Consider the following 15,097-nt stretch of genomic DNA (forward strand, 5'->3'; position numbering starts at 1 on the left):
AATGGCATTTAACAAGTATTATCAGGATGAACTTTCATACCTCCGTGAATTAGGGGTAGAGTTTTCACGTCTTAATCCAGGTTTATCAAAATACCTTTCAGAAGAAGGTAGCGATCCTGATGTAGAGCGCCTCTTTGAAGGGGTAGCCTTTTTAACCGGTCGCCTTAGACAAAAGCTCGATGATGAACTTCCCGAAATTACCCACTCGCTAGCTAATCTTCTTTGGCCCCATTACCTCCGTCCTTTACCTTCAATGAGTATTTTGGAGTATAAACCTGTCGCCAGTGCTTTGACGGAAGGGAAAAGAGTTAAACGAGGAGAGCTCGTTAAAAGTGTTGAAGTGGAAGGAACTGCATGTGAATTTCAGACCTGCTACGACGTAGATATCTATCCAATATCGCTAACTGAATTAACCACGACTGCGAATAGTGATGGTACAGAGATGGCCATCAAGTTTGATCTAGAAACAACAGCGACTGCAGAAACGATGGCGCTTAAGAAACTGCGTTTGTTTCTACATGGTGACAGAGAGACTCACATCAGTCAGGCGCTTTATCTATGGTTGTTTCGCTATTTAGATAAAGTAACCGTTGAAGTTAATTATCGCGATGGCCGAGAAAGTACTCGGCATAGCTTAGGCCCAAAGCCTGTTTCACCAGTGGGTTTTGCAGAAGATGAAGCCTTACTTCCTTATACAAACCGTTCTTTTGAAGGTTATCGATATCTTCAAGAGTTTTTCGCTCTACCAGAAAAGTTCCTATTCGTTGATATCAATACGGATGTACCAGCGCTAGCTGACCCTATGGTTGAAAGCTTTTCGCTTCATTTTAACTTCAATCGTCAATTCGATTCGCAATTACGCGTTAAGCAGAATCATATTCGTCTCTTTTGTACGCCAATTATCAACTTGTTTTCGCATGATGCCGACCCGATTAAGGTAGATCAGCGCAAATTGGAGTATTTGGTAAGGCCTGACTACCAACATCAAGATCATATAGAGCTATATAGCATTGATGATGTGCTAGGTAAGCAGCGTGGTCGCAGTGATATCTATGAATATAAGCCTTTCGAGAGCTTTGAACACGAACTGCAACAAAGTGAACAGCAACGTCAGATCTATTATACGCAGCATCGTAAAATCTCAACTTTACAAACAGGCGTTGATAACTATTTACGCTTTGTAGATCTTGATAATCACAAAGCCTTACCGGTAACAGAAACGGTATCTTTGGAGCTGACCTGCACTAACCGTAAATTGCCAGAAACGCTGCGCGCTGGTGATGTGATCTATCCCACATCGAATTCCCCAGAATTTGTCACCTTTAAAAACATTACGCGTGTAACCAATGCACTGCCGCCCCCAGTCAGAGAGGGTTTGCATTGGCAAGTGATTGCGAATTTGGCGCTTCACTATCGCCCTTTAGCGAATCTAGATTCATTGAAAACACTGCTTGCAAGTTATGACCTTAGAGCGATGTTTGATCGTCAAGCAGAAAGAGCGAGCAAGCAGTTACAGGATGGCATCGTCAGTATTGAGACAGAAACAATTGATCGTATTTCCAAAGGGCTACCTGTAAGAGCGTTGCAGACCTCGATGAAAATGCGTGAAAGCAAATTTGGGGCAAAAGGCATACAAGGTGAAAGTAGTATGTTTCTGTTTGCTTCTGTCTTGAGTGGATTCTTTGCTCAATACGCACCAATTAATTCGCACCATCAGTTGGTTGTCGAAGGGCTTGAAAATGGGGAGGTGTATCAGTGGAAGATACAGCCGGGTACGAAAACTCTCCTTTAGAACAAGCGTTAATTCGAGAACCTCATCAGTTTGATTTCTATCAGGCTGTGCGCTTACTCGAAAACAATGCGTCGGTGAAAGTAGGTTATCAAGGTTCTGTTGCCAATGAGCGGGTTCGTTTCGCTGGGCATCCAACCCTTGCGTTTGCTAGCAGCGATATTGCTAAGGCGCGTCGAGATCAAAGTGGTAAGCCGGTTCTCGAGTCCAACTTTATGGGCTTGTATGGCGCTGCATCTCCAATGCCTGTTTATGTGACTGAGAGCATCATCGCCGAACAGATGAGGGTAGAGACTCAGGATCATCAAACCTACTTCATTAAAAGAGAAGAACAGCTTCAACGCTTACGGGATTACCGTTTAGATATCTCTAGTCTGCTTAATGAAGCATCGGAAATAAAAAAGCAGGTTAAAACAGGTGCGCTTTCAGCACGGGAGTTTAAAGAGAGCGAATTAGAGCGCTTACGTGGTATTGAATCGCTGCAAGATATTTTAGGTGAAGCGGATTACCAAGCGTTCAAGCATGGGGATATGTTACTCCAGCTATACGATGCGCCTGCAGCAAGGCAGAGAGATTTTCTCGATCTGTTTAATCACCGTTTCACATCGTTACTTTATCGCGGTTGGTCTAAATACCAACCAGGTATGCAATACCAAAAACAGGCAGAAGACCCATTTTCGCAAGGTCTATTTGCCCTAATGGGCGCACCGAATAAGCAAGCAAGAGAAGTGTCAGCAATAAATTGGCCGCGTTTATTAGGCTATGCCGGTGTTATAGGGATGAATTCTGGTTCAGTCAGTGTCATGACTGCGGTAATCAGTGGCTATTTTGACCATGTTCCTGTGCGCGTTAAAGAGTATGTCGAGCGCTGGGCCAACATTCCGCAAGACCAGAGAAATAGGTTAGGTAGAGCCAATATGACACTGGGCGAGGACCTCTGTTTAGGTAAAAGAATTAAAGACTATTGCGGCAAATTTAGAGTGTGTATTGGGCCACTCGATTTCTCATCTTTCGAGAATTTCTTGCCAGATGGAAAAAACCATAAAGCGTTACTGGAGTTGATCGATGTGCTGATGCCCGAGCAACTTTGTTTCGATATTGAACTGATTTTAAAAGGTGATGCAGTACCAGCCTTTGGCCTAGGTACAGCGCATACGCCCAAGTTGGGTTGGGTAGGCTGGTTAGGAAAAACCAACGGTGAAGACCAGAGTGTTTTCTTTACGCCTCATCACAAAGGACAAACGGATATTTAAGCCATTAGCTTGGCTTATTTCGGAGAAGGACAAATGGACAATATAAAAATGAAATCCCTTATGGGGCGTTTAAATAAAAACTGCACACGCGCTCTAGAATCTGCAGCGGGTTTAGCTGTGTCTAACGGTGCTTATGAAATCAGTGTTGAGCATTTTTTACTTAAACTGCTTGAGGATGATAACGATCTAGCGCAGGTTTTAGTCCACTACAACATTAATGTCATGCACTTTGTTCGTGATCTACAACATGCAGTAGAAGCGGACAATAAAGGTAACACCGGTAAGCCAGTGTTCTCGCGTACCTTAATGGGTTTATTTGAAGATGCGTGGTTAATCTCTTCTCTGGAAAGAAACGATCCCGAAATACGCAGTGGTGTATTGGTATTGGCGATTTTGTCTAACCAACGTCGTCATGGCATGGCTAGCTATTGCGATCATTTTTCAGATGTTTCATTTGATGATCTGTTAGGAAATTACGATCAGATAGTTTCTGAATCACCAGAGCATATTGCGCAGCAGGCTACTAAAGCAGAGCCTAGCGCGCAGAAGTCAGATGTCGACATGGGGCCGTTGCAGAAATTCTGTACGCATTTTACGGAGCGTGCACGTGAAGGCTTGATTGACCCAGTCTTCTGCCGAGATGTAGAGATCCGTCAGATGATCGATATCCTTGGTCGTCGCCGTAAGAACAACCCAATCTGTGTTGGTGATGCAGGTGTCGGTAAAACAGCGGTCGTAGAAGGGTTAGCGCTTAAGATTGCTCAAGGTGAAGTGCCTGATGTACTGGCAAATGTAGAGCTTTATGGCTTAGATCTTGGCTTGTTACAAGCGGGGGCTAGTGTAAAAGGTGAGTTTGAAAACCGCCTAAACGGTGTCATTACTGCGGTAAAAGAATCACCTACACCTATTATCTTATTTATCGATGAGGCGCATACCCTGATTGGAGCAGGCGGTGCTGCAGGTAGTGGTGATGCTGCAAACCTTTTGAAACCTGCACTAGCGCGTGGTGAGTTACGTACAGTAGCTGCTACAACTTGGTCCGAATATAAAAAGTACTTTGAAAAAGACCCTGCACTTGCGCGTCGATTCCAGTTGGTGAAGCTAGATGAACCAAGTGTTGATCAGGCCGTAACGATTATTCGTGGCCTGCGTGAGACTTACGAAGCGGCTCATGGCGTATATGTAAGGGACGATGCCGTAGAAGCAGCTGCAAGCTTATCTTCTCGTTATATATCGGGTCGACAACTTCCTGACAAAGCTGTTGATGTGTTAGATACAGCGGCTGCGCGGGTGAAAATTAGTATTTCTTCTGTTCCTGATGGTGTCGAAGATGCCGAGCGTCGTATCCAAACATTACAGCGTGAACGAACAGCTTTAGAGCGAGATATCGCCTCTGATGTGATCGCTAATGAAGGGCAGCTTGATGCCTTAGACAAACAGCTAGATAAGTCCATGACCGAACTAGCCGTACTTAATGATCAATGGCAGAAAGAGAAGGATGTGGTAGAACGCATTCTTGATCAACGCCAGCTTCTAGCTCAAGCACATTTGGGACAATCTGATGAAGAGATCAGTCAACCCATTGATGAAAATCAGATTAAACAGCAGATCCGTAAAGATTTAGATAAGTTAGCTGAAATTCAGGGTGATAATCCTCTGATCCATTATGAGGTTTCACCTGATGTTGTAGGTAGAGTTATCGCAGACTGGACCGGTATTCCACTGGGTAAAATGGTGCGTGATGAGGCCGCTTCAGTTTTAACACTGGCAGATAATTTGAAGCAGCGTATCCGCGGTCAAGATCATGCCGTTGCGGCAATTGATCGTGGTGTCCGTGCTGCTAAAGCCGGTGTAAATAACCCAGAAACTCCGATGGGTGTGTTCCTGTTAGTGGGCCCGAGTGGTGTCGGTAAAACAGAGATGGCCTTAGGTGTGGCTGATATGTTGTTTGGCGGTGAACGCTTTTTAACAACGATCAATATGTCCGAATTTCAGGAGAAGCACACTGTTTCTCGTCTAATTGGCTCACCTCCAGGCTACGTCGGATTTGGTGAAGGTGGTGTTTTAACCGAAGCGGTGCGTCAAAAGCCATATTCATTGGTGCTTTTAGATGAAGTTGAGAAAGCTGATCTAGAAGTAATGAACCTGTTCTATCAGGTGTTTGATAAAGGCATGCTTTCTGATGGTGAAGGGCAGTTAGTTAACTTCCGAAATACAGCCGTTTTCCTTACATCAAATCTTGCGACAGACATCATCACTGATATGTGCAGCGATGGTAAACGTCCAGATCCTGAAGAGCTTATCGCTGCTATACGTCCTGTTTTAAGTAAACACTTCAAGCCTGCGTTATTAGCTCGTATGCAAATTGTGCCCTTCTATACGATCGATGCATCCGTTATGTCGGATATCGTCCGTCTGAAATTGAACAAGGTTGTGAGCCGTGTTGCGGACAGTCAGAAACTGGATATGACCTATAGCGATGCCGTGGTTGAAACGATTGCAGCGCGTTGCAAGGAGGTTGAAAGCGGTGCCCGTAATATCGATCACATCATTAATGGATCTTTACTTCCTCAATTAGCGACCGAGCTACTTGAGAATATGAATGAAGAATCCCGCTATACCCATCTTGATTTGGATCTAAATGAAGCCGGTGGATTTGAACTTAGTTTTAAAGAAGGTCAAGCGCAGTAATGGATTACTCAATTGAAGATTCTGTATTAGCGCTAGAAGAGCTAGTACAGATTAACCTTTCAATAACACGCGAAAAGGATGTTAAGCGCCTGTTAGATAAGATTCTAACAGCCGCGCGTAAACTGACCGCTGCTGAAGCGGGCTGCGTTTATATTCTGGATCGTAAAAAACGCTATTTAATACCAGAAGTGACTCAAGGTGAGTGTTTAGCCAAGGTTAGTCATGAGCTGAAGCCAGTTGATCTACATATAGATCAACGATCTGGTCATACGGACGTGGTCTCTTGGGCAGCACTATCAGGTCAGATCGTAAACATTGCCGACGCTTACCAATACAGTGGTTTCGATTTTTCTGAGTTGTACCGTTTAGATAAGTTGGCAGAGCGAAAAACTAATTCGATGCTGGTGGTTCCTTTAACTGATTTTGAAGGCGTCAGCTTAGGTGTAATGAAGCTCTATAACCGCCGGGTTGATGAAAATGGTGAAGTTGAAGCGTTCCCAGACCAGATCGAAGGCTTAGTTAAAGCTTTTGCTGCTCAAGCCGTTGTGGTTGCAGAAAATACCCGTTTACTTGCAGACAATCGTGTTCTGATTGAGCAATTAGATAAAGCTAAACAGGTATTGGAGATCGAAAACCAGCAGCTTAAAGCGAGCATGGCTGGGACTCTACAAGTCGACAATATCATTGGCGATTCCCCAGAGATGCGCAAGGTATTCAACTTGATGGAGAAGATCGTCAGCACCAATGCAACGGTCTTTATCCGTGGTGAAACCGGCACAGGTAAAGAGCTTATAGCGTCTTGTATACATCGTAATAGCGCGCAAAGAAGTAAACAGCCCTTTGTTGCTCAAAACTGTGCTGCGTTACCAGAAGAACTGCTCGAGTCTGAATTATTCGGTTACAAAAAAGGGGCATTCAGTGGTGCATCTAGCGATAAAAAAGGCCTTATCGAACTAGCCAACGGCGGCACACTTTTCCTTGATGAAATCGGCGATATGCCGCTTAAGTTACAAACCAAGCTATTAAGGGTTTTACAGGAGCGAGAGGTACGACCACTAGGTGCATTGCACCCTGTGAAAGTCGATATTCGCGTGATTGCTGCTACTCACCAAAATCTGGCCGAGCTTATCGATAAAGGTGAGTTCCGTGAAGACCTTTACTATCGCTTAAATGTATTCCCAATTGATCTTCCAGCGCTAAAAGATCGCAGAGAAGATATACCAGCACTGGTTCATTACTTTGTTGGACATATTGCGGAGCAATACAACAAATCCATTTCAGGAATAAAGCCTGCAGTTTTGGATGTAATCCAAGCTCAACCATTACCTGGGAATATCCGAGAACTGCGTAACATCATCGAACGTGCGGTTTTATTAGCGCCGGATGATGGTGTGATTGAGTTAATACACCTTCCAGATGAAATGATTCGAAGCAAACGCCAAGCGGTTCCACAGCCGGATGTGTTCTGTCTTGAAGGCGATAGTTTAAAAGACACTATGCAACGCCTTGAAGCCAAAGTGATTGCGGACAAGTTACAAGCGCATAAAGGTAATCAGACTCGTACAGCTAAAGCCTTAGGGGTTTCGAGACGATCTCTGGTTGAAAAGTTAAGCCGCTATAACCTGCGAGAAAATCCAATGGCTTGTCACTAGTTAGGGGAGGTAGTCAGTTTACCTCTCACTGGCATAGCTATTGCTTTATCTGATGGCTGAGAGTTAAGAATTAACTCATTGATTTGATCATGGTTGTTACAGAACAGGGACGATCTAAACGTGTTTTTAAAATCAAACGAAGAACGTTTTTTCTTTGAAGCGCATGGCGCGGGTGATGAATTTCACCTTGTCAGAATGTCAGGAAAAGAAACTTTATCTCAAAGCTTTCGTTTTAAAGTGGAAGTGGTTTCTAAATACCCTGACATCGAGCTTACACCTACGCTAGGTCAAACCGGTTTAATTACCCTGCATGATCAGACTAATGCCGGAGAGCCTTATACCCGTTACATTCACGGTATCGTCACCGAAGCAGAGCTAGAAGAAACTAACCTACGCCAATCGACCTATCATTTTGTAGTAGAGCCTAAAACCGAACTGCTTAACCTCCGATCAGGCTGTCGAATCTTTCAGCAACAATCTACCCAAGAGATTGTAACCACGCTACTCGAAGAGGCTGGTTTCTCTAGCGATGAGTTTGAATTTAAGCTGCAAGAGCCTCATCCAGCGCGTGAATACTGTGTTCAGTACAATGAAACCGAACTTCATTTTATTCAGCGTCTATTGGAAGAAGAAGGTATTCACTACCACTTTGAGCATGAAGAATCTCTGCATCGCATTATCTTTAGCGATAGCTCGGCGTCTCATCTACCTATTCCAAATGAAGCGGTAATCCCTTATTTCCATGATGCCCAAGGTGCATTACGGGAACAGCATATCTTTCGCTTTGATTACACCGAGGAGGTCGTGTCAGGCAGAAGCCAGATTAGAGACTACGATTTCACACGGCCAAAGTTGAAGCTGGAATCCTACAAGCAAGCTGAATTGGATGAGATGTTGGAGGTTTATACCTATCCGGGACGATTCCAAACTACTGATATTGGCGATCAGTATGCCCAAGTGCTTTTGCAATCCATTAATGCAGAGAGAAAGATAGCGGTTGCAGAGAGTGATGTTAATCGTCTGATTCCCGGTTTCAGTTTTACCTTAGATGAGCACGAAAGAGATGAGCTTAATGCTGAGTATTATATTACTCAGATAGAGCATGTATGTGCGCAACCTCAGGTGTTGGAACAAGGGTCAACGACAGAAGGTTCCTCTTACAGCAATAGAATTAAGGCGATTCCATTTGATGTGCCTTACCGTGCACCGATCACCACGGCTGTACCCATTGTTCACGGCTGCCAAACCGCGATTGTGTGTGGCCCTGAAGGTGAAGAGATCTATACCGATCAGTACGGTCAGATCAAAGTACAGTTTCACTGGGATCGCATCGGTCAACGAGACGAGCACAGCTCCTGCTGGATGCGAGTGAGCCAGCTATTTGCCGGTAATCAACGTGGCAGTATGTTTATTCCCCGTATTGGTGAAGAAGTACTAATCGATTTCCTAGAAGGTAATCCCGATCGTCCGATCGTAACAGGTCGGTTGTACCATGGTTTAAACCGCTCCCCTTATCCGCTACCCGATAACAAAACTAAAAGCACCATTAAAACCAACTCCACCAAGGGCGGAGATGGTTTTAATGAGATCCGTATCGAAGACAAAAAGGGTGAAGAGCAGATCTTTACCCATGCCGAAAAAGATATGGAGCAAGTAACCCGAAACGATCACAAAGAGTGGGTAGGTAACGAACACCACAAAATCGTTGAGAGTAACGAATATCGCCATATAAAAGGTGATGAACACGTTAAAACTCAACAACGCTATAGCCGCCGCGTAAATGGCGATATGCACCTGATCATCGGTCAGGACCATCAACTTAAAGTTGCCAAGAATCAATATACCTATGCGGGTGAAGAGTTGCATTTCACTACCGGCGTAAAACACGCCTTAGAAGCGGGGGTGGAAATCTCATTTAAAGCAGGTGGCAGCTTAGTCACCATTAACCCCGGCGGTGTGACCTTTAAAGGCCCGCAAGTCACCCTAAATATGGGGGGCGGGGGTAGTGGTAAAAAAGCTGCACCAATAAGCCCTGCGCAATTAATGACTATGGAAACACCAGCACCTTTCTGTGAAGAGTGTGAAGCTTGTAAGGATGGTAGCTGTGCAATCTGAACAAGTACTCTCACTTCGAGATCAAATTGATCAGTTAGAAGAAGAAAGCTCAGAACAGCTCAACTACTTTTGTGTACTGAGTGGAACGTCTAAGAGCAATGGTTTAGAAAATTTCTATAAGTTAGGGGGCAGTGGTGCGAAGCCTTTATGGCTGAATACCCCTTATGCCGATTGGGAAGAGGTCATGCCTTACCTCGTAAATATCGAAAGTGACAGCCCATTTTTAGATTGGCTTGAAGAGGAACAGCCCGTATTCCCAGATTGGGGACTTTTAGTTGCTAGCTCTTTTGGCTTTGATGAAGTTTTCAGTCATTTTGAAAGCCTGACCAAAGTGTTTATGCCGAGTGGTAAAGAGGTGTTTTTCCGTTACTGGGATGCACCTCAAGTGATGCCCATTTACCAGTTGTCAGGGGCTGAATCAGTAGCTGATTTGCTGGGCCCTATATCTGAACTTATCTCTGCAAACGGCACTATAAGCAATCCGCAAACACCTCATTTGGTGGGAGAATCTTACCCATGGTGGCAGCTTAGTCAGCAAGTTCAGAGTAAATTATTTGAAGCTAATTCTGCCACTTTAGAAGCGAATCTATTGCAGCAATTAAGTAATCGTAATCCTATTTTATTTGAAGCTTATCCATCTGAAATATTGAAGCGTAAAGTGCAGAGGCTGATAAGGCTTGATCAGCTACAGGCCTCAATTACTAGTTATGCTGGCATAGAAACTTATCTCCAAAAGGAATTGAAGAATGTCTGACCCTATCGCAGATATTGAAAAAGATCTTAGAGAATACCCGGATAGCCTCAAGGTTTACCGAGAGTTTACTGAAGAAGGTTTTGTTGGTCGTAAAATTCTATCTTCGTTGCGAATGGATCGGACAATGAAAGTAGGTGGGCAATCAGGTCAAGCCACTCACAATCAAGATCTATCCGTTGTTGCTGTCTGTCCAGAGAATGGCATTCTTGAATTAGAAGTTAAATTCGAGTCAGTACTCAATGTCCCAATTACAGATGTGAAGGTGACAATTATTGAGATTGATGGTGGCCTCTTTTACTTAGATAAAGAGCTACCGAGTAAAACTGTCGATGAAGAAGGCAAGGTAACGTTTACTGATTTAAATCCAGGCTCTCAATATAGATTTGAGATAAATCAGGATGCTACAGAATCTGACTTAGATGGGCTCTTTGCTAGCTATGATGGCTTTATCGCTGATAACCATGCTTGGTTAACACAGCAATGGAATGTTTATAAACCTGAATGGAATGACAGTTTTGTTGGGCGAGCATTAGAACGAGCCGGAGGAACTGTTACAGGCTTCTTTTCAGGTATCTGGGGAGCTCTCAAGGAAATTTGGGATGGTATAACGCAAGCTTTTGATTTACTGAAAGATCCAGCATCTATTCCTGAAAAATTAGGTGAAGAATTTGCTGAGATAGCTGCATCTGTCAAATCTACAATTGAATCGGCACCTAAGATAGCTGAAAAAGCGATGTTGTTTGCTTCTGATGAAGCTGCAATGTTTCTGTTAGTAAAACGAGTTTTGGTGTGGTTTTCGATGTTACCGCCAGCAGATTTTGCTCATAACGTCACTGAGAAAATCACCAAATTCGTCGCAGCAATTGCCATAGATATTATTATAGGGCTGGCCCTAGGAATAGTGACTGCCAAATTTGGTGCTGCGGGGGGCTTTGCTTACTTAGCAGCTAAAACAGCAGATAGATTTAAAGATCTTGGTCAGTGGGTTATTCGAGCCATCACTGCCATTAAAGGCTTTTTCGATGAAATGCTCGAAATGGTTAAGAAATATGCGGACGATTTAGCGCATTTAAAAAAGGTAACCGTAAGAGAAGGTGGAGGTGTTCGGCTACATAAACAAGGCGATAACTATGAAGTTAGATACGATAAGGACAAATCTACAACGATAGAACAGTCAGACTCATCCCACGATTCGTCCAATCAAGGAAATAACAACAACGGTGATTCCGTTGATTCTAACGACAATACAGTCACTAATAGTTGCCCTGTTTCCATGGTTACGGGTGAAGAGCTTTTAGAATTAGAAGATGCTCGCTTGCCCGGTCTAATTGAACTTCCTTTCGTACGAACCTACCGAACCTCTAATTGTGAAAATAGTAATGGCTTAGGTTTCGGTTGGAGTCATTCATTTAGTCATAAACTTAAATTCACAGAAGATAATATCGAATGGCATGACCATCAGGGGCGGGTTACCCCTATGGCAAATCCAGAAGAGTATTTTGGCTCCGTAACTAATAAGTTAGCAGGCAGTGCTATATATCTGGGTAAAGACGCTGACGAATATATCCTAACCTCAGAAAGTACAGCACCTTATTTTTTCCATTTCAAAAAATACGGAAATGTTGGTTATTTAAGTGCGATAAGCGATCGTTATCAAAATCGCCTAGAAATTCGTTACGACAGCGATCGTCGTATTATTCGCGTTGAATCAGAGCAAGGTTATGCACTTGGTCTTCAATACCATGGAATTTCTGCATTAATCAGTAGGATCGATCTTCTCAAAAGAGAAGATGGTCAATGGCGTAGTCAGAGCTTGTTGTCTCTGTATGAGTACAGTCAGTCCCATCAGCTCTTAAAAGCTGAAAATGCTCAAGGTGAGGCCGAAGCCTATGAATATGATCAACAGAACGTTATTCAAAAACGCTGCTTAGCAGGTGGGGCAGAGTTTTATTGGCAATGGCAAGGAGAAGGAAAAGCCGTTAAAGCGATACGTCACTGGGCGAATTTCGAACAGATGGATGTTCGCTATGAGTGGAGTGATGATGGCAGTGTCTTAGTTTCCTATCATGATGGCAGCAGCCAATCCTACCAACACGATGATAACGCTCGTCTTATTAAACAGGTTGATCCTGATGGAGCTGTTACCGAAAAGAAATACGGTGACAAAGGTGAGCTGTTAGAGGATATAGATCCGCTCGGAAATAAAACTGAATACAAATATAACCTCAATCAGCAACTTGTTGCTGTATTAATGCCGGATGGTTCATCGATAGGTTATGAATATCGAGATGGACATTTAACCGCTAAGCATCAAGGTAAGCGAACTTGGCGTTACAAACACAATGAGTTGGGTGATTTAACGAGCGAGACAGATCCACTTGGACAAACAACTCAGTATGCCTATAACGAAAATGGTTTAGTCTCCGCTATTCATTACCCTGATGGTAGTGCATCGCGTTATAACTGGAATCGACTTGGTCAGTTGCTCGATGAAACTTCTCCAGACGGAGGAATAACCCGTTATCGTTATGACTCGTTGGGTCGTCGTATCTGGCAACAATCGCCTACAGGTGGTGTCACCGAGTTTGGATGGGACAGCGCTAATCGATTGGTGTCTGTGCGAGAGCCAGGTAATAAACATGCTCGAACTTATACCTATAATCCGTACGGAAAGGTTACCTCTGTCACTGATGAACATGGGCACACTACACGATATGAATACGCCAAACCTCTTCATCTAGTAACCGCTAAGATCAATCCTGATGGCAGTCGTGTTGAGTATAAATATGACAATGCCAAACTCTTTCTAAGCCAAATTCGTAACGAGCGCGGTGAAGAGTGTCTATTGGATTACCATCCAAATGGACTGATCGCGAAAGAAACAAGCTTTGATGGTCGTGTTACGCGATATAACTATGATCTTAACGGTCAGCTAATAGAAAAGGTCGAACAGGGATTAAAAGGTGCAGAGCTTTTAACATTCTATGAGCGAGATTCTCTAGGCCGCCTGATTGTTAAAACGCTTCCAGATGACAGCAAGATAGAGTACCAATATGACCAATATGGTCGACTGGTAGAGGTGGATGATGGCGAATGGCCATTAGCCTATGAATATGATCTAAACGGTCAGCTGACAATGGAGCACCAAGGTTGGGGAACACTCCATTACGGATATGACCCAATGGGACGCATCAACGCAATGCGTTTGCCTGATCATCAGACTTTAGATTACTACTACAACTCAGGTCGTTTATCTCAGTTAGATCTGAATGGTGAAATGCTAACGCGTCATCATCATCAGCTAGGACGAGAACAATACCGCCAACAAGGTCAGCTAACATCTCATTATCAATATGATGATCAAGGGCGATTAAGTGCTCATACCGTTAATCAGCGTGAAAGACATGCTCTTGATTCATCCAAAACGGTTCATCACCAACTCTACAAACGAAGTTATGGCTACAGTGATAACGGCAATCTAATTAGCCTAGAAGACAGCCGTAAAGGCAGTAAAGAATATCACTACGATGCACTTAATCGACTACAGCAGGTCAGTGGTTCTCTGGAGGAGCACTTAGTTCATGATCCTGCCGGTAATTTATTAGATACAACAGGCCAGCCAAGCACAGTAGTTAAAGGTAATCGGGTTGAGTTTAAGGGCGATAGACACTATCGCTATGATGAATTTGGCAACCTGATTGAAGAAAGCCGTGGCAAACAGCAAAAGCTGAAAACCTGCTATGAATATGATTGCCAACATCGGTTAATCAAAGCTGAGATGCCTGATGGTACGGTAGCTAAATACTGTTACGATGCATTCGGACGTCGAATCAGCAAAACAGTATTTACTCCTGATAATTCCTCATCTTCTGAGACCATCTTCTTTTGGCAAGGCGACAAATTAGTTTCAGAGGTTGATGAGCAATCACAGCAGCATACCAGTTACATCTATGAGCCCTATACCTTCAAACCTATGGCGATGGTTCAAGGGAGTGGTCTAGAAAGTAAAGCTTACTATTATCAGCTTGATCATCTAGGCACGCCGCAAGAACTTACCGATAGCCAAGGTAAGATAGTCTGGTCTGCACACTATCGTGTATACGGTCAGTTAGCTATAGCGGAAGTTGAGGAAGTCACAAACCCAATCCGCTTTCAGGGTCAGTATCATGATCTAGAAACAGGCCTATATTACAACCGTCACCGTTATTACGATCCCTATGCTGCTCGATTTACAACCATAGATCCCATTGGTCTTGCGGGTGGTTTAAATAACTATCAGTATGTACCAAACCCCACGGGATGGGTTGATCCGCTGGGGTTGGCAAGTTGTAAGGGGAATTGTCCTGATCGTAATAACAGTCCAATTAATTATAATACGATTGATAACGGAACAGTTGATGAAATTCTCTCAATACCCAAAGGAGATAGACCTGCACCATCGACTTATCTGACAGAAGATTATATGCAAGCCCATGAAAAGATGTTCCAAAATGGTGTCGCTAGAATACAACCTGAAGCTCCTACAGCAGGTAGTAAGATTGGCCGAACAGAAACTTGGGTGATGCCTAGGAGTACAGCGTTAGATGCGATCTCAGAAGCTAACGGTAATCCTAGAAAACTTGAAAATTTACTTGGGATGGATGATGGTTATTTAGGAGATAATCCAGTTTTGATAGATATACCTAGTCCTAGTGGCTACAGAATCCCAACCGGTAATGAATTTGCAGCATATGATGATTATTGGAGACCCGGAGGATTTACGCATCCTGGAGGTTTACCCGAAGCTGTAATAGACCCTGTTCTTGTCGGAGATTATACAGTAGCTCCTGCTTTCAAAAGGTAA

7 protein-coding genes are annotated in these 15,097 nt (G+C 43.7%); all 7 read left to right on the forward strand.

Translation table 11 applies throughout. From position 1 onward, the window contains the following. Position 1 precedes the first annotated feature (1 nt). The 7 genes from tssF to ACMXYX_RS04880 all read left to right on the forward strand — a co-directional run bounded on the left by tssF (position 2) and on the right by ACMXYX_RS04880 (position 15,097). Positions 2-1,792, forward strand: a complete 1,791-nt coding sequence (gene tssF, locus ACMXYX_RS04850; protein WP_415897768.1) for a type VI secretion system baseplate subunit TssF — start codon at positions 2-4, stop codon at positions 1,790-1,792. Next, a complete protein-coding gene (tssG, locus tag ACMXYX_RS04855; protein WP_415897769.1) occupies positions 1,756-3,042 on the forward strand; it encodes a type VI secretion system baseplate subunit TssG in 1,287 nt (428 codons plus the stop codon). Before tssF ends, tssG begins: the two co-directional genes overlap by 37 nt. Before the next feature lie 33 nt (positions 3,043-3,075). Beyond that, the gene (tssH, locus tag ACMXYX_RS04860; RefSeq protein ID WP_415897770.1) at positions 3,076-5,733 is read left to right on the forward strand and encodes a type VI secretion system ATPase TssH; all 2,658 of its coding nucleotides are present in this window, start codon (positions 3,076-3,078) and stop codon (positions 5,731-5,733) included. Beyond that, positions 5,733-7,385: a sigma 54-interacting transcriptional regulator gene (locus ACMXYX_RS04865; protein ID WP_415897771.1), complete on the forward strand. Its 1,653-nt coding sequence runs from the start codon at positions 5,733-5,735 to the stop codon at positions 7,383-7,385. Before tssH ends, ACMXYX_RS04865 begins: the two co-directional genes overlap by 1 nt. Positions 7,386-7,505: 120 nt before the next feature. Continuing rightward, entirely contained in the window at positions 7,506-9,500 is a 1,995-nt protein-coding gene (locus ACMXYX_RS04870) for a type VI secretion system Vgr family protein (RefSeq protein WP_415897772.1), read from the forward strand. Next, a complete protein-coding gene (locus ACMXYX_RS04875; RefSeq protein ID WP_415897773.1) occupies positions 9,490-10,254 on the forward strand; it encodes a DUF4123 domain-containing protein in 765 nt (254 codons plus the stop codon). The genes ACMXYX_RS04870 and ACMXYX_RS04875 overlap by 11 nt, the downstream gene beginning before the upstream one ends. Continuing rightward, positions 10,247-15,097, forward strand: coding sequence for an RHS repeat-associated core domain-containing protein (locus tag ACMXYX_RS04880; protein ID WP_415906555.1), 4,851 nt, complete (start codon positions 10,247-10,249; stop codon positions 15,095-15,097). The genes ACMXYX_RS04875 and ACMXYX_RS04880 overlap by 8 nt, the downstream gene beginning before the upstream one ends.

This window comes from Neptuniibacter sp. QD72_48 (genome assembly GCF_047778065.1).
Lineage (GTDB): Bacteria > Pseudomonadota > Gammaproteobacteria > Pseudomonadales > Balneatricaceae > Neptuniibacter.